This window comes from Janthinobacterium sp. GW823-FHT06H09 (assembly GCF_058794735.1).
The window spans coordinates 64,938-87,238 of the sequence record NZ_JBXAHC010000016.1; the positions used below are offsets into that span (position 1 = coordinate 64,938).

Sequence of the window (22,301 nt, forward strand, 5' to 3'; positions counted from 1 at the left end):
TTTTACTTGCCGCCACCTGCGCAGAACACTGCCCAGGCCGATAATTTTGTCGCCTATCGGCAATTACTTGCTAAACATCAACGCCGTCATCATGAAATCGAGCCACCACACCATCAACGACGAAATGACCACTGTGCGCGTGGTGGCGCCGGACACGTCTTCCGGCGTCGGCTGCGCCTGGTAACCCTGGAACAGCGCGATGAAGGTCACCGCGATGCCGAACACCAGGCTCTTGATGGTGCCGTTGCCCACTTCTTTCCAGACATCCACGCCGCCTTGCATCTGCGACCAGAACGAGCCTTCATCGACGCCGATCAGCACCACGCCGACCAGGTAGCTGCCGATGATGCCGACGGCCGTGAAGATGGCGCCCAGAATCGGCATGGCGATCACGCCGGCCCAGAAACGGGGCGCCAGCACGCGCTGGATCGGGTTGACGGCCATCATTTCCATGGCCGACAGTTGCTCGCCCGCCTTCATCAGGCCGATTTCCGCCGTCAGCGAGGTGCCGGCGCGGCCGGCGAACAGCAGCGCCGTGACGACAGGGCCCAGTTCGCGCGTCAGCGACAGCGCCACCAGCAAGCCCAGCGACTGCTCGGCGCCATACGTGGTCAAGGTGTAATAGCCTTGCAAACCCAGCACCATGCCGACAAACAGGCCGGAGACGGCGGTAATCACCAGCGAGCGGTTACCGATAAAAAACAGTTGCTCGATCACCAGGCGCGGACGGCGCCACAGGCCGCCCGACGAGGCGATGATGATAAAGAACGAACGCACGGCAAAGCCGAGGTCTTGTACCGAATTGCGCAACCATGCTCCGATCGACGCGAGGAAACGCGCGATCATCGGCCCGCTCCCGCATGCAGGCCCAGGTCGTCGGCCAGCGACTTGCCCGGGTAATGGAACGGCACGGGGCCATCGGCCTCGGCATTGACGAATTGCTTGACGTACGGATGCGTCGACACGGCCATCTCGGCCGGCGTGCCGTGCGCCACAATTTTGCCCGATGACAGAAAATAGACGTAATCAGCGATGGCGAAACACTCCTTCACATCGTGCGATACCAGGATAGACGTGGAGCCCAGCGCATCGTTCAAATTGCGGATCAAATTGGCCGTCACGCCCATGGAAATCGGGTCCAGGCCGGCGAAGGGCTCGTCGTACATGATCAGTTCAGGGTCGAGCGCGATGGCGCGCGCCAGCGCCACGCGGCGGCCCATGCCGCCAGAAATCTCGGCCGGCTTCAATTGCGCCGCATTGCGTAAACCCACGGCGTGCAGCTTCATCAGCACCAGGGTGCGGATCAGCTCTTCATTCAAGTCCGTGTGTTCGCGCAGGGGGAAGGCCACGTTTTCGAACGCCGTCAGGTCCGTAAACAGCGCGCCGTGCTGGAACAGCATGCCCATCTTGCGGCGCAGCTGATACAGCTCGTCGGTTCCCAGCGTATGCACGATCTGGCCGTCCACATTCACGGAACCGGAACTGGGGCGCAACTGCCCGCCGATCAGGCGCAGTACGGTCGTCTTGCCACTGCCGGAGCCACCCATGACGGCCACAACTTTTCCACGTGGGAAATCCATTTGAAGGCCCGATAAAATCGAACGTTCTCCATAGGCAAAGTGTAAATCACGGATCTCAACAAGATTTGGCACGACGAAGCTCACTATTTTAATGGCGTATTGTAGTGCAGAAACGCCAACCTCTGCTGAGACACCCCTTGGGACAGCCCCGTAAAGGGGAAGAATACAACACTAATGAATCGAAAGTCAGATATTGTAGTGGAAATTTGACCTGCGCATCGCGCCCCCATCCGCCGGCGTTCATGGCCGTCCACTTGATAACTAAAATAACAAGGGCCACGCCGCAATCCGCGCCGTGGCCCTGTCAAAAAAACGAACAGTTGCTCGTTAATTAGCGTGGCAGCACGGATGCCCCCATCAGGAACTCATCGACGGCGCGCGCGCACTGGCGCCCTTCGCGGATGGCCCACACCACCAGCGACTGGCCACGGCGCATGTCGCCGGCCGCAAACACCTTGGCCACCGAGGTCTGGTAGCAGCCGGCGCCATCCGTTGTCGCCTTGACATTGCCGCGCGCATCTGTATCGACGCCGAACGCTTGCAACACTTGTTGTACTGGTGAAACAAAACCCATGGCCAGGAAGACCAGATCCGCCTTCATCTCGAATTCCGAGTTCGGCACTTCGCTCATCTTGCCGTCTTTCCATTCGACTCTGCAGGCGATCAGCTTTTCCACCTTGCCGCCCTTGCCTTCGAAACGCTTGGTGGCCACGGCCCAGTCGCGCTCGCAGCCTTCCTCGTGCGAGGACGAGGTGCGCAGCTTGGTCGGCCAGTACGGCCAGACCAGCGGCTTGTTTTCCTGTTCCGGCGGCTGCGGCATCAGTTCGAACTGGGCCACCGAGGCGGCGCCATGGCGGTTCGAGGTGCCAACACAGTCGGAACCTGTGTCGCCGCCGCCGATCACCACCACGTGCTTGCCCGTCGCCTTGATCTGGTCCTTGAGCTTGTCGCCCGCGTTGACCTTGTTTTGCAGCGGCAGGAAATCCATGGCGAAGTGCACGCCTTTCAGCTCGCGGCCCGGCACGGGCAAGTCGCGCGGCTGCTCGGCGCCGCCGGCCATGATGACGGCGTCAAATTCTTTTTCCAGGTCTTCCGGGAAAATGGTTTCCTTGGCCCAGTTGTTCACGTTGGCAGGGAAATCCTTGCCGACCAGCACGCTGGTGCGGAACACGACGCCTTCGGCCTCCATCTGTTTCACGCGCAGGTCGATGTGCGACTTTTCCATCTTGAAGTCGGGGATGCCGTAACGCAACAAGCCACCGACCCGGTCGCTTTTCTCGAACACGGTGACGGCATGGCCGGCGCGCGCCAGCTGCTGCGCCGCCGCCAGCCCGGCGGGACCGGAGCCGACGATGGCCACTTTTTTGCCGGTGCTAAAACTCGCCGGCTGCGGCGTGACCCAGCCGTGCTCCCAGCCCATGTCGATGATTTTATGCTCGATCGACTTGATGCCGACCGGATCTTCATGGATACCCAGGGTACAGGCCGATTCGCACGGCGCCGGGCAGATGCGGCCCGTAAATTCCGGGAAGTTATTCGTCGAATGCAGGATATCGAGCGCTTCGCGGTAGGCGCCGCGGTATACCAGGTCATTCCAGTCGGGAATGATGTTATTCACGGGGCAACCCGTGGTGCAGAAGGGAATGCCGCAATCCATGCAGCGCGCACCCTGCACGGTCGCTTGCGCGTCCGACAGGTGCAAGACGAATTCCTTGTAGTTCTTCAGACGCGCGGCAGGCTCCAGATAGTGTTCGTCCTGGCGCTTGAATTCCATGAAGCCGGTAATTTTACCCACGATGTTTCCTTTGTATTTGGCTGGCGGGGAGCGGCCGGGCCGCTCCCTGGTCATTCATTTGGCAATGAGCTTGGCTGGCTCAGGCGGCGACGGCTTGCACTTCCATGGCGGCGTCCGCTGCCATCTCGATCAGCGCGCGCTTGTATTCGTTCGGGAAGACTTTCACGAACTTGCCGCGCGCCGCAGCCCAGTCGTCGAGCAGGACGCGGGCGCGGGTGCTGCCCGTGTGCTTGAAGTGACGCTCGATCAGGCGCTTGAGGATGACTTCGTCCGCTTCCGGCACGCCGTCGCGGTGCTGCGTGTGCCAGGCGTCGCGGTCGACATGCTGTTCCGCCGCCGACACGACCTTGTCCAGGCTGACCATGGCCGTGTTGCACTTGCTGGCAAAGTCGCCGGCCGGGTCATATACATAGGCGATACCGCCCGACATGCCGGCCGCGAAGTTGCGTCCCGTGTTGCCCAAGACCACCACCGTGCCGCCCGTCATGTATTCGCAGCCATGGTCGCCCAGGCCCTCGACCACCGTGGTGGCGCCCGAGTTGCGCACGGCAAAGCGTTCACCGGCCACGCCGTTGAAGAAGGCTTCGCCGGCGATGGCGCCGTACAGCACCGTGTTGCCGATGATGATGTTGTCCACGGCCCAGCCGCGGAACTCGGTATTGGGCCGCACGATGATGCGTCCGCCCGACAAGCCTTTACCGACGTAATCGTTGCCCTCGCCCACCAGGTCGATCGTGATGCCGTGCGCCAGGAAGGCACAGGCCGACTGGCCCGCCGTGCCTTGCAACTGGATGTGGATGGTGTCGTCCGGCAAGCCGGCGTGGCCGTATTTCTTCGCAACTTCGCCGGACAGCATGGTGCCCACCGTGCGGTTCAAGTTGCGCACGGGCGAGATGAAGGAGACGCGCTCGCCCTTTTCCAGCGCCGCGCGCGCTTGCGCGATCAGCTTGTGGTCGAGCGCCTTTTCCAGCGCATGGTCCTGGAATTCCACGTGGCGGCAAGCCTGGCCATCCGGGGTTTCCGGCTTGTAGAAGATGGACGAGAAGTCCAGCCCCTGCGCCTTCCAGTGCGAAATCGCCTTCGATTTGTCGAGCAAGTCGACCCGGCCGATCAGCTCGTCATACGTGCGGATGCCCAGCTGCGCCATCAATTGACGGGCTTCCTCGGCAACGAAGAAGAAGTAATTGACGACATACTCGGGTTTGCCCGAGAACTTGGCGCGCAGCACGGGATCTTGCGTGGCCACGCCCACCGGGCACGTGTTCAAGTGGCATTTACGCATCATGATGCAACCTTCGACCACCAGCGGCGCCGTGGCGAAACCGATCTCGTCGGCGCCCAGCAGGGCGGCGATGACCACGTCGCGGCCCGTCTTCATCTGGCCGTCGGCCTGCACGCGGATGCGGCTGCGCAAACCGTTCAAGACCAGCGTTTGTTGCGTTTCAGCCAGACCCAACTCCCACGGCGTGCCCGCATGTTTCACGGACGACAGAGGCGAGGCGCCCGTGCCGCCATCGTGGCCGGCAACGACCACGTGGTCGGCCTTGGCCTTGGTGACGCCGGCAGCGACCGTGCCGATGCCTACTTCCGACACCAGCTTCACGGAAATCGAGGCGCGCGGATTGGCGTTCTTCAAGTCATGGATCAGCTGCGCCAGATCTTCGATCGAATAGATGTCGTGGTGCGGCGGCGGCGAAATCAGGCCCACGCCCGGCACGGAAAAGCGCAGGCTGGCGATGTATTCGGACACCTTATGGCCCGGCAACTGGCCGCCTTCGCCCGGTTTGGCGCCCTGCGCCATCTTGATCTGGATCTGGTCGGCCGAGTTCAGGTAGGCGGCCGTGACGCCGAAACGTCCCGACGCCACCTGCTTGATGCGCGAGCGCATGGAATCGCCTTCCTGCAGCGGAATGTCGACGACGATCTGCTCGGCGCCCACGACGGACGCCATGGTGTCGCCCTGGCGGATCGGGATGCCCTTCAGTTCCTGCGTGTAGCGGTTCGGATCTTCGCCGCCCTCGCCCGTGTTCGACTTGCCGCCGATGCGGTTCATGGCCACTGCCAGCGTTGCGTGCGCTTCCGTGCTGATGGAGCCGAGCGACATGGCGCCCGTGGCGAAACGCTTGACGATTTCCTTGGCCGGTTCCACTTCGTCGAGCGGGATCGCCTTGGTCGGGTCGAGCTTGAATTCGAACAGGCCGCGCAGGGTCAGGTGGCGACGGCTCTGGTCGTTAATGATTTGCGCATACTCCTTATAGCTGGAGAAATTGTTGCTGCGCGTGGAGTGCTGCAATTTCGCAATCGCGTCCGGCGTCCACATGTGGTCTTCGCCGCGCACGCGGAACGCATACTCGCCGCCCGCGTCGAGCTTATCGACCAGCACGGGATCGTTGCCGAAGGCCAGCGCGTGCAGGCGCAGCGCTTCTTCCGCCACTTCAAACACGCCGATGCCTTCCACGTTCGAGGCCGTGCCCTTGAAGTATTTGTCCACCAGCGACTTGTTCAGGCCGATGGCTTCGAAGATTTGCGCGCCGCAGTACGACATGTAGGTCGAAATGCCCATCTTCGACATGACCTTCATCAAGCCTTTGCCGACCGCCTTGGTGTAGTTATAGATGGCTTTGTCGCCCGACAGGTCGCCGGGCAAGCCGTGCGCCATCTCGGCCAGGGTTTCCATGGCCAGGTACGGGTGGACGGCTTCCGCGCCATAGCCGGCCAGCAAGGCGAAGTGGTGCGTTTCGCGGGCCGAGCCCGTTTCCACGACGAGACCGGTGGACGCCCGTAAACCCTTGCTCACCAGGTGCTGGTGTACGGTGGACGTGGCCAGCAGCGCGGGGATCGCCACCTGGTCGGCGCAGATGGCGCGGTCCGAGACGATCAGGATGTTGTGGCCGGATTTCACGGCGTCGACGGCTTCCGCGCACAGCGAGGCCAGGCACGCTTCCACGCCTTCCTTGCCCCAGGCCAGCGGGTAGCAGATGTCCAGCTCGTACGACTTGAACTTGCCGCCCGTGTGGGCGCTGATGTTGCGCAGACGCGCCATGTCGTCAAAGCCCAGCACGGGCTGCGCCACTTCCAGGCGCATCGGCGGGTTGACGTTGTTGGTGTCGAGCAAATTCGGTTTCGGGCCGATGAAGGACACCAGCGACATCACCATCGCTTCGCGGATCGGGTCGATCGGCGGATTCGTCACTTGCGCGAACAATTGCTTGAAGTAGTTATACAAAGGCTTCAATTTGTTCGACATGACGGCCAGCGGCGAGTCATTGCCCATCGAGCCCGTCGCCTCTTCGCCGGCCAGTGCCATCGGCGCCATGAGGAATTTCAAGTCTTCCTGCGTGTAGCCGAACGCCTGCTGGCGGTCGAGCAGCGACGGCTGGGCTTTTTCGCCCTGGGCGCGGTCTTGCTTGGCTTGTCCTTCGGCCAGCTTGATCTCGTCGAGCTTGATGCGCACCGAGTTGATCCACGCCTTGTACGGCTTGGCGTTGGCGTAAGTGTTTTTCAGTTCCTGGTCGTCGATGATGCGGCCCGCTTCCAGGTCGATCAGGAACATTTTACCGGGCTGCAAGCGCCATTTCTGGATGATTTTCGATTCCGGGATCGGCAGCACGCCCGATTCCGACGCCATCACCACCAGGTCGTCGTCCGTGACGATGTAGCGTGCCGGACGCAAGCCGTTGCGGTCCAGGGTGCCGCCGATGTGGCGGCCGTCCGTGAATGCCATGGCGGCCGGGCCGTCCCACGGTTCCATCATGGCCGCGTGGTATTCATAGAAGGCGCGGCGGTTGTCATCCATCGTCGTGTGGTTTTCCCACGCTTCCGGAATCATCATCATCATCGCCTGGGCGATCGGGTAGCCGGCCATCAGCAGCAATTCCAGCGCATTGTCGAAGCAGGCCGTGTCGGACTGGCCTTCATAGATCAGCGGGAACAGTTTCTGCAGGTCGTCGCCCAGCACGGCCGACTTCATCACGCCTTCGCGCGCGCGCATCCAGTTGAAGTTGCCTTTCACCGTGTTGATCTCGCCGTTATGGGCGATCAGGCGGTACGGGTGGGCCAGCGGCCATTCGGGGAAGGTATTCGTCGAGAAACGCTGGTGCACCAGCGCCAGGGCCGAGATGCAGCGCGCGTCCTGCAAGTCCTTGTAGTACACGCCCACCTGGTCGGCCAGCAGCAAGCCTTTGTAGACGATGGTACGGGCCGACATCGACGGCACGAAGAATTCCTTGCCGTGCAACAGCTTCAAGGCCTGGATGGCGTGGCCCGACGATTTGCGGATCACATACAGTTTGCGCTCGAGCGCGTCGGTGACCATGATGTCCGGGCCGCGGCCGATGAAGATCTGGCGGATGACCGGTTCCTTGGCGCGCACGGTGGGCGACATCGGCATGTCCGTATCGATGGGCACGTTGCGCCAGCCCAGCACGACCTGGCCCTCGATGCGCACGGCGCGTTCGATTTCCTGTTCGCAGGCGATGCGCGACGCGTGTTCCTTCGGCAGGAAGACCATGCCCACGCCGTATTCGCCAGGCGGCGGCAATTCCACGCCCTGCTTGGCCATTTCTTCGCGGTAGTACTGGTCGGGAATCTGGATCAGGATGCCGGCGCCATCGCCCATCAGCGCATCGGCGCCCACGGCGCCCCGGTGATCGAGGTTTTTCAGAATCAGCAAACCCTGTTCGACGATCGAATGGGTCTTGTTGCCCTTGATATGGGCGACGAAACCGACGCCGCAGGCATCGTGTTCATTGGCTGGGTCGTACAGGCCTTGCGCTTTCATGGGCTTCTCCGCTGCATATGACTATCGAAAAACTAGAGTAGTGCAACGCAACAAAAAACTCAACCAGAACAATTAGGGTCGGAGTCGAATTAAATTCGATTCCGTCGCTCTAAAAATTTAATAGGGACATAGTCGAAGCCATTTCAATAAAACGTCAGAAAGAAACCATTTTTTGTTTTAAATGCGAATGCTTTTCAATTGGCGTCCGTTGCGGCCGCGACTTTGCGGGGACGGCCCCGCTTGGCCGGCAGTACTTGCCGCTGCATTTTCTGCTCCAGCGCCTGCTTGAAAGCGTCGGAACCAAGCGGCCAGCCCTTCAAAACAGCCTGTTCCACGGTTTTCACCTCGCTGCTGCCCAGTCCCTGCTCGAACAGGCGCAGATACGCCGCCTCGCGGTCGAACGGCGTGTTGCCCAGCGCCCAGTACAGCGCATGGTCGGTGATGACGGGATCGGGCCGCACACCGGCGTGGTGGGCATAGCTGGACCAGCTGTAATCGAGCGCCTGGCCCGCCAACCTCGTTTGCACGGGCACGCATTCCAGGTAACGGCAGCAAGTAAGGAAGAAATTGTCGGGATCGATGACGGAAGTTTTGTAGCGTCCCTGCCACAGCGCCCCTTCACGGCCGTATTTCTGGTTGAAATACGGCACGTAATAGCGTCCCAGCCACTGCATCAGCTGTCCCAGTCCCGTCGCATCGGCTGGCGTCGCCAATAAATGTAGCTGATCTGGCAATAAAACGTAGGCATGGATGGCCACCTTGAACATTTTCGCGCCCGTTTTCAGCCAGGACAGAAATTGGGCATAGTCCGCCGCGTCCTGGAACACGCTCTGGCGGTTGCTGCCGCGCTGGATCACGTAATGGGGTAGTGCGGGAATGATGAGGCGGGGCAAACGGGCCATGGCAAAATCGAAAAGTGAAGGCTAAGGCCTTGATTTTACACACTTGCGAGCGCAGGACGCGACTCTGACCCTGTTTTATTTGAAATGCTGGAAAAAGCGATTGACTCTGTCCCTGAATTGTCCTGCAGGAGACTATGCACCTTCGCAGGCGGCAAGTTGGTAGTCCCAACGACCACCATGATCGAGGCAACTATCAATTTTCCACTCCTTGCGCAGCCAGAGAGCGGCACTGGCCAGTGCAACGATCAACAACAGGCCAGATAGGAATCGCCGTTTCATGCTACTGGCCGCCTCTGGCGGTCAGGACAGGTTAAAACTGGCCGACAGGCTGTAGCCCTCGCCATACGCGCTGCGCAGCGGCAAGTCCTGGCCCAGGCCGGTCTTGGCTTTCTTGCGCAGGCGGTACACGAGCATGTCGACCCGGCGGCCCGCATCGGGATCTTCGCCGCCCATGCAGGCCACGATGACGTCGCGCGGCACGGGGCGGGTATTGATGGTCAGCAGGTGCAGGAAGTTGAATTCTTTTTCCGTCAGGGCGATGACGGCGCCCATCAATTCAAGTTGGCGAGCGCTTACTTTCAAGGTCCACTTGCCCGGCTCGGGCACGGGATCTTGCGGGCCGACTCGGCGGTCGAGCGCCTCGATGTGGGCGGCCAGTTCGGGGAATTTGATCGGCTTGGTCAGATAGTGGTCGGCGCCGAGGCGCAAGCCGAGGATGCGGCTGTCGAAGGCGACACGCCCCGTCAGCACCAGCACGCCGATCTGCGGATACAGCTGGCGCATGCGGGGGATGACGTTGAAGCCATCCTCATCGGGCAAGCCCAGGTCCAGCACGACCACCCCGACATTGCCATGGCTCAACGCCGTCCACATCCCGCCAGCGGAGCTGGTGATATGCACTTCGTGTTCGAGCTCAACGAGAAACTCCGCCATGTCTTCGGCGTAGTCCAGATTGTCTTCGACGATCAGTATTTTCGTCATTGCAACGCCATTCTTCCATTAGTGAGCTACCGTGGGCAAACCATGCCATTCACTTCTGCACCATGATGGACGGCACAATAGGTTTACGTCAAGGAATTATCACGGTTGCCTTCAGCGGAAGCAACTTTTTTCTAGTCTAGCCAGGAAGCGGCAGCCAAATGCGGAAAATAGCCCCGCCTTCGGGCAGATTATGCCCCTGCAAACTCCCGCCATGCACGTCCACCACGGCGCGCGCCATGTACAGGCCCAGGCCCGCACCGGCATGCGTTGCATCGGTTCCACGGAAACCTTTTTCGAACAGCTGCGCCAGTTCTTCTTCCCGCAAACCGGGCCCCGCATCGCGCACACACAGCGCCACGCCGCCTTCGGGCACCAGCTTGCCCGACACGGTGATGCTGCTGCCCGGCGGGCTGAACTTGACCGCGTTGTCGAGCAGGATTTTCAGGCACAGGGCCATACCGGGCACGTCGCAGCGCAGCCGGGCCGGCAAGTCTTCATCGAGTTCCAGCTGTACGCGGTGGCTGGCCGGCACGGTGGCGGCCGCCTGCTGCAACAAGGCCAGCGGCGCGATGCCATCGGCCGCCCGCTCGCGGCCGATGGCCGCCATGCGTTCGGGCGACAAATAGTCGTCGATCATGGCCAACAAACGGTCGACGGCCGTCTGAATTTTGACATAGCGCTTGCGCGTGGCCTCGTCGGCGTCTCGGGATGTCGAGACGAGGCGCTGGATGGCGCCGTCGATGGTGGCCAGCGGCGTGCGGAATTCATGCGACAGCATCGAGGCGAAACGCTTCTGCTCCTTTTCCCGCTCGGCTTCCTGCGCCTGGGCGGCGCTGACGTCGCGCACCGTGCCGACGATGGTGATGCCCCGTTCCCTCGCCGACGCGGGCACGATGGTCGAGCTGATTTCCAGCGCCAGCAGGCGGCCGTCGGCGTGCGGCAATTCCACTTCGCGCAGCAGGGTCAAACGGCTGGTGTCGCCATCGCGCCAGCGCTGCAGCCGGGCCGGCACGTCCGCCGCCAGGCGTGCCGCGTGTTCGCGCAAGGCTGCCTGGTCGTAACCGGTCAGGCGTTGCGCCGCGGGGCTGATGTAGCGTAATTCGAGGGTGGTGGCGTCGAGCAGGAAGGCCGCGTCGCGCCCATGTTCGGCCAGCAGGCGGAACGTCGCTTCGCCGGCGCGCGCGCGCAGCAGGGCGCGGCGCAACTGGACGAAGCGCAGCGCCATGAGGACGGCGCCGGCAAGCAGCAGGAGGAAAATAGGCAGCATGCGTTATACCTGGCAAGAAAGAATTGCCAAGTATAAGCGTGCGCTGCCCTTAATCTTCCAGCGGGGCGAAAATCTGCTGCAAGTCTTCCTGCGTGAGGGCCATCTTCTGCGATTCGCCTTCGGCCAGGATCGATTGCGCCAGCTCCGATTTCTTTTGCTGCAGCAGCTGGATTTTTTCTTCCAGGGTACCCTTCGCAATCAATTTGTAGACGAACACAGGCTTATCCTGGCCGATGCGCCAGGCGCGGTCCGTGGCCTGGTTTTCCGCCGCCGGATTCCACCACGGATCGTAGTGGATGACCGTGTCGGCGGCCGTCAGGTTCAGGCCTACGCCGCCCGCCTTCAGGCTGATCAGGAAGATGGGCACGGCGCCCTGCTGGAAGGCCGCCACTTGCGCGCCCCGGTCCTTCGTTTCTCCCGTCAGCAGCGCGTAGGGGATGTCGCGCGATTCCAGTTCTTCCTCGATCAATTCCAGCATGCTGGTAAATTGCGAGAACACGAGGATCTTGCGCCCTTCGTCGAGCAAGTCTTCCACCATCTGCATCAGGTCGAGCAGCTTGGCCGAACCGGCCGACTGCTTCTTCGCCGGCAAGGATTTCACCAGACGCGGGTCGCAGCAGACCTGGCGCAGTTTCAGCAGCGCTTCGAGAATGACGATCTGGCTGCGCGCCACGCCCTTCTTGTCGATTTCTTCACGGACCTTTTGATCCATCGCAAGACGCACGGTTTCATACAGGTCGCGCTGCGGCCCCGTCAATTCCACCTTGCGCACCATTTCCGTTTTCGGCGGCAGCTCCTTGGCCACATTGTCCTTCGTGCGGCGCAGCAGGAACGGTTTGATGCGGCGGTTCAGCAGCATGCGGCGCAGCGGGTCGTCCTGGCGCTCGATCGGGTGGCGGAACTGGGTGTTGAACGTCTTCTCGTCGCCCAGCAAGCCCGGCAGCAGGAAGTGGAATTGCGACCACAGTTCGCCCAAATGATTTTCCAGCGGCGTGCCGGACAAGCACAGGCGGTGGCGCGCGCGCAGCAGGCCCGCGCTTTGCGCCGCCTTGCTGCGCGTATTCTTGATGTAATGCGATTCGTCGAGGATAACCAGGTGGAAATCGTGCTCGCGCAAGGTTTCCTCGTCGCGCGGCAACAGCGCGTACGTGGTCAGCACCAGGTCGCACTGGTCGATCTGGTCGAATTGCTGGGCGCGGTCCTTGCCTTGCAGCAGCAACACCTTCAGGCTGGGCGCGAACTTGGCCGCCTCGTCCTGCCAGTTGCCCATCAGACTCGTCGGTGCAATCACCAGGGCCGGATGCGTAAGGCGGCCCGCTTCCTTTTCCACGAGGATATGCGCCAGCGTTTGCACCGTTTTACCTAAGCCCATGTCATCGGCGAGGATGCCCGCCAGGTCATGGTCGCGCAGGAATTGCATCCACGCCAGGCCGTCGGCCTGGTAGTCGCGCAAGGTTGCCTGCAGGCCCGCGGGCGCCGCCACTTTTTGCACGGAACCGAACTGGCTCAGCTTGCGGCCCATGGCGCGCAGCTGTTCGCCGCCCGTCCACTGCATGTCCAGGCCCCGCGCCAGCTCTTCCAGGCGCGCCGCGTCCAGGGTCGACATGCGCACGGCACGCTTGATCTTGTCGCTGAAATACAGTTCGCCCAGCGTGTTCAAAATCGGACGCACGCGGCCCCACGGCAGGGCGACGCGCGTGCCGTCCGGCAAGGTTGCCAGCATCTGGTCATCGTCCGCATGCGCTTCGATGACTTTCGGATTGAAATCGTTGGGCGCGTTGCGGATCAGCTGCACCAGCACGGGCAGCAGCGGCACGCGCTCGTGGTTGACGACGATGCCCAGTTCCAGCTCGAACCAGGCGTTGCCGCTGTCCGGATCCTGGTCATCGATTTCCGCGTACCAGTCGCCCACGTCGCTCACGTCGTAGCGGTACTTGGACGTCTTTTCCACGATCCAGCCCTGCTCCAGCAAGGCGTCGATGCCGGACTCGGCAAAACGCAGCCATTCCGCCTGGGAAGGCAGCAGCAAGGCGCCCTTCAAGCCGCTCAAGGGAGCCGAGCCCGGCTTCTTGAATTGCAGCTCGGCCAGGGTGGCCAGTGCGCGCGCTTCATCGACCGTATTTCTCTGGATAATTTCCGTCACCTCGCCCACTTGCCGCACCACGCGCTGCGACGGGTCGAACGAGACTCTTTCGCCATCGTAGTCGTAGGACAGCACGGCGAAGTCGCTCCAGCGCTGCAGGCTGCCATCGGCCAGCATGGCACTGTCCAGCAGCAACACCGGTTGCGCCGGCACGTCCTTGCGCAAGCGCTGCGGCAACGGTTGCGGCAGCGGCATCAGATGCTGCAAGCCTTGCGCCAGCAGCAACTGCGACACGCGCACCTTGTCGTTCGCATTCAGGGGCGGCGCCTGCGCCACCAGCGCCTGCAGGTCGGCCAGGGAAATGTCGGAGCCGCCCTGGTTCAGTTCCAGCACGCCGCACGACAGATTGTCGATGTACCACGGCGGATCGGTGGGCAGCATGTAGTCGATCTGGTCGGCGCCATGGTGCTTCGCGCCTTCCGGCGGGTCCACTTGCCAGCCCAGGCGCATGGTCTTGCCTTCGTCGCGCCAGAACAGGCGGGCGGGACGCACGGGACCTTCCTTCAATGGATACACGAGACCATTGCCGACGTCGGCCCAGGAATTGGCCCACAACAATTTATCCTGCTCTGCCAGCATTTTCAGCAGGGCCGCACCCACCTTGCCCTTCGGCTCCGTGGCGCTGCCCGTCTGCGAATTCTGCCCGCTGCGCATGGCCACGAAGAAGCGCACGAGGTCTTCGTCGGCCGGCGTCAAGAACGTGGGCGGCGCCGACAGCAGGGAAAAGATTTCGCTGATGGGGGACGCCGCCGCCACGTCGCCGTTCGGCCGCAGCCGCGCCTTGTACAAGCACAGGGCCACGTGGCGGCCGCCGCTGGTGGGCGCCAGCACGTAGATCAGGCGGTGCTGGTTGAGTTTGGGATCGGGCTCGGCAATCGTCAGCACGGCCTTCGGATGGGCGGCAGCCTCCACCCGCTGCAGCCAGGTGGCGACGGCATACGGCAAAGGCGCTCCCGGCGCGCTGGCCGGGGCAACTGGGGTTTCACTGGTTTCGTCGCGGGTAAAATCCATGGGGCGCATTTTTGTGTAAAGGTCGTATCCAAATCGGCAACAGGCAATATTATCCGCCATACAGGCGTTGCTGGCTTGATTCACACACGCTCTTTGAGCAGTTTTAATGCGCGATGCCTAAAAAATAAGTATTTAATACGACACTTGGGGTCCGCTGACGGCAAAAAAGGCCCGTCACGGGCCTTTTTTCGCCGCCTGTGGAGGGCTTATCAGGCCGGCACAGTTTCTTCTTCGGCCACGCTGGCGGCCTCGACTACCGGTGCCGTGCTCGTATCGGCCGGCGTAAAGTTGCGCAAAAACAAGAAGAACTGGCCCATCATCTGCGTCCACAGTTGCAGATTGATATTCAGGTACTCCTTGCTGACACCGCCGGCGACCAGCACATCCATCTCCAGCACGACGAAATCGCCATGCTGGGCCACGCGGGCGAAACGCTTGCTGCGGTGCCATTCGGCCAGCAAACCGGCCGGCAAGTCGCCGCCCTGCACGCGCAGCGGGCAGCTCAGGGTCAGGTCCGCGTACTGGCCAGGCGCTGCTTCATTACCCCACAGCACCTGAAAGCCGATGCCATGGCTGGCGCTGTGCAGGCGCACGACGCCGTCGTGTTCGATGCTGGTGACGGCGCAGCCGGCCGCCTTGATGGCCTCGGCCGTTTGTTCCGCATTCAGAGTGGTCAGCAAGTCGATATTCGTGTTTTCCATCGTCATTCCATTCATTTCAAAAAGTAAAAATTATTGGGGTGCCGGCGCGGGCGCGGCCGGCGTTGCTGCCGCTTCGGTTTGACGCGCATCAAAGCGGCCCTGGTACAGCTGGTCGCCGTACTGCTGCGCGATTTGTTCGAGTTTCACCCGGCTTTGCGCGGCGAACGGCTGGCGCGCTTTCATGACGTCCAGCACGTCCAGGCTTTCATACGCCTGCAGGATCTCTTTCCCGGCCGCATACAGCTGGGCATTCTTGCTTTCGCAGCGCGCCAGGGCACTGCGCTGGGCCGTCACTTCGCCGTCCAGGCGCGCCCGCTCCGCTTCGATCTGCTTGCCCGTGGCGGCCAGCCGTTCGCCGGCCTGGCGGTACTGCGCCAAATTCGCGGTTGCCTCCTGTGCGGCGGCGGCGCTGCGCTGCTGCTCGGCGGCCAGTTTTTCCCGCTGCGCGCGTTCCTGCGCCAGCTGCGCCTGGCTGCGCGCCAGCTCCTTTTTCACGCCATCGCTGGCAGGCGCCGCGGCGGCGGGCGCCGCCTTGGCGGCCGGCACGCCCTTGGCTTTCAGCGCTTCCAGTTCGCCGCGCGTCTGCTGCAGCTGCGCCGTGACATTGCGCAACTCGGCGCGCAAACGCTCTTCCATGCTTTGCCCCTTCTGTCCCTGCGCCTGGGCGGTGCCGGCGGCCAGCAAGCTCAACAGCAATAAAGGCAGGCGCATTTTGTTGGATATCAACATCATGGCTCCTTAAAAACGCGCGTTCAATTCGATTTGCAGGGTGTCGATCGACAGTGCCGAACCGAACACTTCGCGGCTCGACGTCCAGCGGCCGTTCAGCCAGGTATTCTTGTCGAGCGCATACGCGCCGCCCAGGTAGTAGCCGCGCGCATTCGTGCCGCCCAGATGGAAGGTGGAATCGTTGTAGGCGTCAGGCAAGGCGTCCGGTTCGATGCGCTTGTAACCGAGCAGCACGTTCCAGTCGCCGCGCGCCGCCGGGCTGGCCTTGCCCAGGGTCGCCTGCAGCATGTAGGCATTGCCGCCGCTCTTGAAATCGGCTTGCGAGACGCCGCCCGTGCCGCCGAAGTTATTCATGATGCCGCCCTTGGCGCGCGCCCACATTTCATTCTTGTCGTAGGCCATGTTGCGCACATAGTCGCCTTCGATGCGCAAGTCCGTGCCGCCCGCGACCTTGCTATCCCAGCGCGCATTCAGGTTGGCCAGGCGGAATTTCGACGCCAGGCCCACGAATTGCGGCTGCGGCGTGTTGGCCGGATCGAGCGGATTCAGGGCGATATTGCGCAGCAACATCAAGCTATTGCCCTTTTGCATGCTCGATGGACGCGACCAGTCCGTGCTGCAGCCATCGGCGCCCGCATACAGCGCGCACGGCTGCGAATACTCGCCGCTGATGTTGCGGAAGTTGTAATAGGCCAAGGCGCCACGCAATTGGTGGTCGCTATTGATCTTCCACGACGCGCCCACTTGCGCGCCGAGCAGCCATTTGTTTTCGCTCGACATTTTTGCCTGGCTGCGGCTAGGCGCATTGTCGGACGAATACTCGAGCGGAATCAGGCCCAGGGTGCCGAACACGGTGACGTCCTTGCTCTCGCCGACCGGCTGCTGCACCTTGGCGGCGATGCCGTCGAAATTGAGTTCGCTGGAAAACAGTTCGTCGCCGGACACGAATGGATTGTCGAAGCGGCCCGCCGTCAGTTTCAGCCACGAAGCGGGCTGGTAGGACAGCCAGGCCTGGTCCAACCAGATGTTTTTCTTGCCCAGGCCGCCACCGAGGGTTTGCGTGGTCGATACCGGGCTGTCGTCATTGCCGCTGGCCAGGCGGATGCCCGCTTGCGTGGTGTCGGAAATGTCGGCCAGGATACCGAGGCGGGCACGGGCGCGCAGCAAGTGCTTGCGGTCTTCGCGCGTGTTGAGCAACGCCGGCAGGGCCAGGTTGGTGTTCGAATTGACGTCGTAGCCGCTGCCGCTGTTGAGCGAGCGCCAGTCGATCTCGATATTGCTGTTGGCCATGTCGTAATAGCGCGATTCGTAGCGTGCGCGCACGTCGCCTTCCACGCGGATGCGCTTGGTCCAGGCCGGCGTTTCATTCGGCGCCGCCCAGCCGCCCGCTTTTGCTTCGGCCATGACCTGGCCCTTGATCTCGTCGCGGATCTGCTCGCGCACGGTTTGCGAAATATACGGCACGCGCACGTCGCCCGGCTGCACTTGCGCCAGGGCGGCCGGTGCGGCGGCCGGACGGGCTTGCGCCGCGGCCAGCGCTTCGCTCTGCGCCTGCGCCAGCAAGGCTTCGCCGGCATCCTTGTTCAGGGCGCCGCTCTGGATCAGGCCGCGGATCAGCTTGACCATGGTGCTGTCGGCCGGTGCCTGCGCTTGTACTGCGCCCGCCGCCACGCTCAGGGCGAAAGCGGCCAGCGCCAGCGGAAGGCGGCGCGCACGCTGTGGGGAAGAAAATATGAGGTTCATCGCTTCTTTCGGTAAAAATTAATATGAATTAAGGACGCTATGGCCTGCGGCCTTTAATGGATACCCGGGCCGGGAACCGCAGGGACGCCGGCGGCCGCTCATCGGCGCGGAAGTCGCGCACCATGGCCAGCACCTGCTCATCCGTCTGCGCATTGCCCGTGCCTTGCACCAGCTGCACTTTCGTCGCCCTGCCTTCCGTATCGAGCCACAGGTCGACGCGGATGTCGGCGAACGCCAGCTGGCGCGTGCGCGGGTCGCGGGCGAACGCCAGCTGCAGCGCGTTGGCGACGTAGCGGCCATACGATCCCGCGCCGAGTCCGCCGCCACCGCCGCTACCGCTCATGCCGCCGCCGCGCCCGGCCTGGATGCCGAACGCGTCGCTGCCGGCCTGCGCCGCGCCGTCGATGGTGACGGGGTCGCCCTTGTCCGGCGACGGGCTTTCCGGCGCGTCATCCATGGGCTTGTCGGCAGGCGTCGGTTCCGGCTCGGACACTTCCGGCACCACCTTGTCCGGTGTCGGTTCCGGCAATTTTTCCGGTTCCGGCGGCGGCGGTGGCGGCGGTGGCAGCATCAGCATCGGCGGCGCCGCCACTTCGCGCTTGGTGGCCGCCGTATCGGACAGCAAATACCAGACCAGCGCGGCCAGCGCAGCGGCCAGCAGCGCGCCGCCGGCCACGCCGCCCCAGCGGCGCCACCACTGCGCCGCGCCCGACGATTCCGAGCCGGCCATCTTCATCATGTCGTCACGCTTCACCTTGCGCTCCTCATGCCGGCTTGCCGGTCACCAGGCCCACCTGGTTCAGGTCGATGCGGCGCAGCAGGTCCAGCACTTCGACCACTTTCGCGTATTGCACGGCGGCGTCGCCGCGCACGATCACGGGGAAGTCGGGCGTCAGCGCCTTTTCCGTGCGCAAGCGCTCTTCCAGCTCGGGCAAGGTGACGGGATAGGCGTCGAGGAAGACCTGGCCCGCGTTGTCGATGGTGATGGCCTTGGTCTTCGGTTTTTCCAGCGCCATGGCCGAACTGGCCTTGGGCAGGTCGACCTTGATGCCGGGGATGCTGGCGTTGCTGGTCAAAATGAAGATCACCAGCACCACCAGCAGCACGTCGACGAAGGGCGTGATGTTGATGCCGCCGCTACGCTTGCGGGGGGTAAACTTGGCGGAGGTGGCCATGGTTATGCGCCCCTCACGCCTGATGCAGCGCGGGACGCATCTGGCGTCCGTCGCCCTGCTCTTCCGCCAGACGCGTGGCGAATTCATCGACGAAGACGGCCATATCGGCGACGATGGCGTCCGAACGCGAGGACAGCCAGTTGTAGCCGAACAGCGCGGGAATCGCCACGCCCAGGCCAGCAGCCGTACACAGCAGCGCTGCCGCCATGCCCGGCGCCACCGAGTTGATGTCCACGGCGCCGGCCATGGCCGCCACGACGAACACCAGCATGATGCCGATCACGGTGCCGAACAGGCCGACGTACGGCGCGCCTTCGATGGTGGTCGAGAGCCAGATCATGCGCTTGGACATGCGCTCGCTTTCGCGCACCATCACGCCATCCATTGCGGCGCGGATGGCGCCGATGGTCGCGTTCGAGACGGCGTTCAAGTCGTAGCCGCGGTCGTGGCGGCGGCGCATCTCGTCGATGGCCACGTCATACAGACGCCACAGCGAGGAATCCGTTTTCACGGAAGCGCTCAGCTTGCCGTTGCGTGCCAGGTGATCGAGCGGCGCGCCGGCCGCTTCGTGGAACGACTGCATGAACTGGGCATTGGCGCGCGAGATGGCGCCATAGCTGCGGCCCTTGCCGATCATAATGATCCACGACAAGACCATCATCAGGCCCAGCACGCCGACGACGATCCACGCGTCGAGCGGCATGGCGGCGATGATGAAGCCGAAATGGCTTTTGCCGGCCTGCTGTTCATCGGCGCCAAACACGGCCAGGCGCGATTCGGAGCCTTGCGAGACGGCGTCGGCCAGCAGCAGGGCGTCGGGACGGGCCGTGCGCGACAGGCGCAGCTCGTCGATGGCGCCCGTGAAGTTGGCCAGGGCGGCGGCGCCGGCGGCGACCGGCGGCGCATCGGCGCCCACCGAGGCGGCCGTGCTGAATGCCGGCAGGGCGGTGGCCAGCGAGACGGCCGGACGGCCGCCCACGTACAGGGCCACATTGTTCTTGTCGGCCTTGACGGCCAGGTGCGACCATTGCGCGGCCTGGATAGGCTGGCCCGGCTTGCTGCGCTGACCGTTGACCTGCACGAAAGGCACGCCCTGGTCCACGCCGATCAGCAATTCATTGGCGCCGTCGCGGCGCGCATACAGCACTTGCTGGGCACCCAGGCTGTCCGGACGCACCCAGGCGGAAAAGGTGAACGGCGCGCCGGCGGCCAGCGCCAGCGATGGCGAGGCGGGCAGCATCAATGGCGTGGTGCCCAGGCGGGCGCCGGCGCCGATGACGGAACCGTCGAGCGCCGGCACGGCCGTCTGGGCATGGTTGCCGTAGGCGGTGCTGTCGCGCGAGGGCACGCCCGGTTCGCTGAAGTGGTACACGAGGCTGTAGTCGGGGTCAAACGTACGCTGGCCGTTGCCGGAGGCGGGCGCCTTCGGATTGCCGTAGTACATCCACAGCTGCTGCGGCGTACCGGCCGTCAGGGCCGGCACGTCGACCCAGATCAGGGCGATGCCCAGCAGCGGATTGAATTGCTCGATCTGGTGGTTCAGCACCGTTTTATCGTCGCCCGCCACGAAGCGCAGGTCGGCGCCGTTGTCGCTGACGCCTTCGAAGTTGAAGTTACCCGAATGCAAGCGCAGCAGCACGGGGATGCGGCCGGGATCGCCGCCCACCGCGCCCGCCTTCGGGCCGGCGTCGACGGTGACGGGTTTGCGGTAAGCCCAGTCGGGCTGCCACCAGGCATGCGCCAGGCCGGGAACGAGCGTGCCCAGGATCGTGAGCAGAAAAAGAAAACGTTGCATGACAGTGATTCTCCGAAGAAAAGTCTAAAAAAGTGCAGTGCTGTTGAGCTGGCCCGTCAGTAGCTGGCCGACAGGTTGAAATTGATGCGGCGCACGTGTTTGTGCGTGCGCGGGCCATCGCGCAGCGGATACGAAAAATCGATGCGGCCATTCAGGTAGCGCAGGAACTGGAAGCTGCTGCCCACGCCCACGGAGGCCAGGCCGAACAGGTCTTTCTGCTCGATCATCGGATCGCGCAGGCGCAGGCGCGCGCCATCGGCAAAGGCGAACAGGCGCCAGTTTTCCAGGCGGCTGAAATACGTCAGCTGGGGCGTGCGCCATTCGACCGTGCCGGACACGCCGTAATCGCCCGTCGCTTCGGCCGACAGGTAGCCGCGCACGGAATTGGCGCCGCCGGCGGCCATCTGTTCGCCCGACACGAGCGCCGCATCGGCCAGCTGGCCCGCCAGCTTGCCGTACAGCTGCGCGCCGCTGCCCAGGGTATAGGTGGCGTTGGCGTCGCCCTTCAGGACGAGGAAGCTGGGTGTAGCCTTGTAGCGCTTGTTGTCGTAGGTAGCGCTGTCGCTGCCGTAGCCGAACGCGGCGCGCGTGCCGGCCACCAGCGACAGGCCCAGGCCATACGTTGCCGCCTCCGTCTGCGCAAAGCCGTTATACGACACGCTCAGGGGCACGTACTTGAGCGGAATATTGCTGCCCGTGCCATTGAGCTTGAGCGCTTCCTGGTTATCCTTGAAATCGATGCCGGCAGAAAAACTGTGCCACCAGATGCCGCTGTTGGGCACCGTGTAGTTGACTTTCATGCCCAGCGCATGGCCCTTGCCCAGCACGCTGGTACCGCCCGTGCTGGCCACATTGCTGTTCGACTGGTAGCCGGTCGCTTCCACGCTCCAGCCCTGCGTGCCGATCGGCGCCACGTACGAGGCGGACCACACCTTGGTCTGGTTCAGGTCGCCCGGCGTGCCGAAAAAGCTGATGGTGGCGCTATGCCCGAGCTGCCACAGATTGTCGTGGCCGACCGACATGCTGGTACGCAATTTCTTCGTATCGGCGCTGTAATCGTTGTTCAAGCCCACGCTGGCGCGCCACGGGCTGCTGTCGTCCACTTTCAGGTCCACGTCCATGGTGCCGGGCAGGCTGCCCTGCTTGACCAGCGGCATCACCTGGCGCTTGGGACCGCGGTTCAGGGCCGTCAGTTCCACTTGCGCCTGCGTAAAGTCGGGCACCGTGCCTTCCGTCAGGGCCGGCACTTGCTGGCGCACGTCGAGCGGCGAGTTGTATTGCGCGCCGACCACGCGCAAGCGTCCCACCTTCGTTTCGCTCACCTGCAGCACCACCACGCCCTGCTCCACCTGCTGCTCCGGCAAGTCCACGTAGACGGACTGGTAGCCCCGGGATTGATATGCAGCAACGAGGGCGTCGCGCGCCCCTTCCACGTCCTTCAAAGTGCGGCCCGGCCCCAGGAAGGGCGTGACCGCCGCTTCGATGGCGCGGGCGTCGAGCACGGTATTGCCGCGCACCAGGTATTCCTCGATCGTCACTTGCCGTTCCGGCGCGGCCACGGGGGCCGCCGCCGGCACCGCATCCTGCGCGCGCGCCATGCCGGGCAGCGCCAGCATGGCCAGGCACAGCATCGTCAAGGCGGTTGCAGGCGCCGCTGGCGGCACGCCCCTGCCCTTGGTTGTCATTTCACGCATCTTCC

15 protein-coding genes are annotated in these 22,301 nt (G+C 63.3%); all 15 read right to left on the reverse strand.

Annotated elements, in window-relative coordinates:
* Positions 1-63: 63 nt before the first annotated feature.
* The 15 genes from mlaE to AC1Q6X_RS23610 all read right to left on the reverse strand — a co-directional run bounded on the left by mlaE (position 64) and on the right by AC1Q6X_RS23610 (position 22,296).
* The gene (gene mlaE / locus AC1Q6X_RS23540; protein WP_070219663.1) at positions 64-846 is read right to left on the reverse strand and encodes a lipid asymmetry maintenance ABC transporter permease subunit MlaE; all 783 of its coding nucleotides are present in this window, start codon (positions 844-846) and stop codon (positions 64-66) included.
* On the reverse strand, positions 843-1,652 hold the full coding sequence (locus tag AC1Q6X_RS23545) for an ABC transporter ATP-binding protein (protein WP_070219703.1): 810 nt from the start codon (positions 1,650-1,652) through the stop codon (positions 843-845). The genes mlaE and AC1Q6X_RS23545 overlap by 4 nt, the downstream gene beginning before the upstream one ends.
* 259 nt (positions 1,653-1,911) lie before the next feature.
* Entirely contained in the window at positions 1,912-3,375 is a 1,464-nt protein-coding gene (locus AC1Q6X_RS23550; protein ID WP_070219665.1) for a glutamate synthase subunit beta, read from the reverse strand.
* A 79-nt stretch (positions 3,376-3,454) separates the two neighbouring features.
* Positions 3,455-8,155 (reverse strand): glutamate synthase-related protein, encoded by a 4,701-nt coding sequence (locus AC1Q6X_RS23555; protein WP_070290323.1) that lies wholly within the window; start codon positions 8,153-8,155, stop codon positions 3,455-3,457.
* Between the two features lie 194 nt (positions 8,156-8,349).
* Positions 8,350-9,057 carry a transposase gene (locus AC1Q6X_RS23560; protein WP_070290325.1) on the reverse strand — a complete coding sequence of 236 codons (708 nt, stop codon included), beginning with the start codon at positions 9,055-9,057 and terminating at the stop codon, positions 8,350-8,352.
* Positions 9,058-9,357: 300 nt separating this feature from the next.
* Positions 9,358-10,038, reverse strand: coding sequence for a response regulator transcription factor (locus AC1Q6X_RS23565; RefSeq protein ID WP_492498561.1), 681 nt, complete (start codon positions 10,036-10,038; stop codon positions 9,358-9,360).
* A gap of 136 nt (positions 10,039-10,174) precedes the next feature.
* Positions 10,175-11,305: a PAS domain-containing sensor histidine kinase gene (locus AC1Q6X_RS23570; protein WP_492498562.1), complete on the reverse strand. Its 1,131-nt coding sequence runs from the start codon at positions 11,303-11,305 to the stop codon at positions 10,175-10,177.
* A gap of 49 nt (positions 11,306-11,354) precedes the next feature.
* Entirely contained in the window at positions 11,355-14,459 is a 3,105-nt protein-coding gene (locus AC1Q6X_RS23575; RefSeq protein WP_492498563.1) for a DEAD/DEAH box helicase, read from the reverse strand.
* A 209-nt stretch (positions 14,460-14,668) separates the two neighbouring features.
* On the reverse strand, positions 14,669-15,160 hold the full coding sequence (locus tag AC1Q6X_RS23580; RefSeq protein ID WP_492498564.1) for a YbjN domain-containing protein: 492 nt from the start codon (positions 15,158-15,160) through the stop codon (positions 14,669-14,671).
* Positions 15,161-15,190: 30 nt separating this feature from the next.
* The gene (locus AC1Q6X_RS23585; RefSeq protein ID WP_492498565.1) at positions 15,191-15,892 is read right to left on the reverse strand and encodes a hypothetical protein; all 702 of its coding nucleotides are present in this window, start codon (positions 15,890-15,892) and stop codon (positions 15,191-15,193) included.
* 6 nt (positions 15,893-15,898) lie between these two features.
* Positions 15,899-17,632 carry a putative porin gene (locus tag AC1Q6X_RS23590; RefSeq protein ID WP_492498566.1) on the reverse strand — a complete coding sequence of 578 codons (1,734 nt, stop codon included), beginning with the start codon at positions 17,630-17,632 and terminating at the stop codon, positions 15,899-15,901.
* A gap of 37 nt (positions 17,633-17,669) precedes the next feature.
* A complete protein-coding gene (locus tag AC1Q6X_RS23595; RefSeq protein WP_240453485.1) occupies positions 17,670-18,386 on the reverse strand; it encodes an energy transducer TonB family protein in 717 nt (238 codons plus the stop codon).
* A 10-nt stretch (positions 18,387-18,396) separates the two neighbouring features.
* The gene (locus AC1Q6X_RS23600; RefSeq protein WP_034753784.1) at positions 18,397-18,807 is read right to left on the reverse strand and encodes an ExbD/TolR family protein; all 411 of its coding nucleotides are present in this window, start codon (positions 18,805-18,807) and stop codon (positions 18,397-18,399) included.
* 13 nt (positions 18,808-18,820) lie between these two features.
* Positions 18,821-20,602, reverse strand: coding sequence for a DUF2341 domain-containing protein (locus AC1Q6X_RS23605; RefSeq protein WP_099411252.1), 1,782 nt, complete (start codon positions 20,600-20,602; stop codon positions 18,821-18,823).
* A gap of 56 nt (positions 20,603-20,658) precedes the next feature.
* Complete coding sequence (locus tag AC1Q6X_RS23610) at positions 20,659-22,296, reverse strand: ShlB/FhaC/HecB family hemolysin secretion/activation protein (protein WP_492498567.1); 1,638 nt, start codon at positions 22,294-22,296, stop codon at positions 20,659-20,661.
* Between the last annotated feature and the right edge of the window lie 5 nt (positions 22,297-22,301).

What these genes read in the sequence shown, in the direction of transcription:
- mlaE (WP_070219663.1), bottom strand. Translation starts at nt 846, where the DNA reads ATGATCGCGCGTTTCCTCGCGTCGATCGGAGCATGGTTGCGCAATTCG.
- AC1Q6X_RS23555 (WP_070290323.1), bottom strand. Translation starts at nt 8,155, where the DNA reads ATGAAAGCGCAAGGCCTGTACGACCCAGCCAATGAACACGATGCCTGC.
- AC1Q6X_RS23560 (WP_070290325.1), bottom strand. Translation starts at nt 9,057, where the DNA reads ATGGCCCGTTTGCCCCGCCTCATCATTCCCGCACTACCCCATTACGTG.
- AC1Q6X_RS23565 (WP_492498561.1), bottom strand. Translation starts at nt 10,038, where the DNA reads ATGACGAAAATACTGATCGTCGAAGACAATCTGGACTACGCCGAAGAC.
- AC1Q6X_RS23570 (WP_492498562.1), bottom strand. Translation starts at nt 11,305, where the DNA reads ATGCTGCCTATTTTCCTCCTGCTGCTTGCCGGCGCCGTCCTCATGGCG.
- AC1Q6X_RS23575 (WP_492498563.1), bottom strand. Translation starts at nt 14,459, where the DNA reads ATGGATTTTACCCGCGACGAAACCAGTGAAACCCCAGTTGCCCCGGCC.
- AC1Q6X_RS23580 (WP_492498564.1), bottom strand. Translation starts at nt 15,160, where the DNA reads ATGGAAAACACGAATATCGACTTGCTGACCACTCTGAATGCGGAACAA.
- AC1Q6X_RS23585 (WP_492498565.1), bottom strand. Translation starts at nt 15,892, where the DNA reads ATGATGTTGATATCCAACAAAATGCGCCTGCCTTTATTGCTGTTGAGC.
- AC1Q6X_RS23590 (WP_492498566.1), bottom strand. Translation starts at nt 17,632, where the DNA reads ATGAACCTCATATTTTCTTCCCCACAGCGTGCGCGCCGCCTTCCGCTG.
- AC1Q6X_RS23600 (WP_034753784.1), bottom strand. Translation starts at nt 18,807, where the DNA reads ATGGCCACCTCCGCCAAGTTTACCCCCCGCAAGCGTAGCGGCGGCATC.
- AC1Q6X_RS23605 (WP_099411252.1), bottom strand. Translation starts at nt 20,602, where the DNA reads ATGCAACGTTTTCTTTTTCTGCTCACGATCCTGGGCACGCTCGTTCCC.
- AC1Q6X_RS23610 (WP_492498567.1), bottom strand. Translation starts at nt 22,296, where the DNA reads ATGCGTGAAATGACAACCAAGGGCAGGGGCGTGCCGCCAGCGGCGCCT.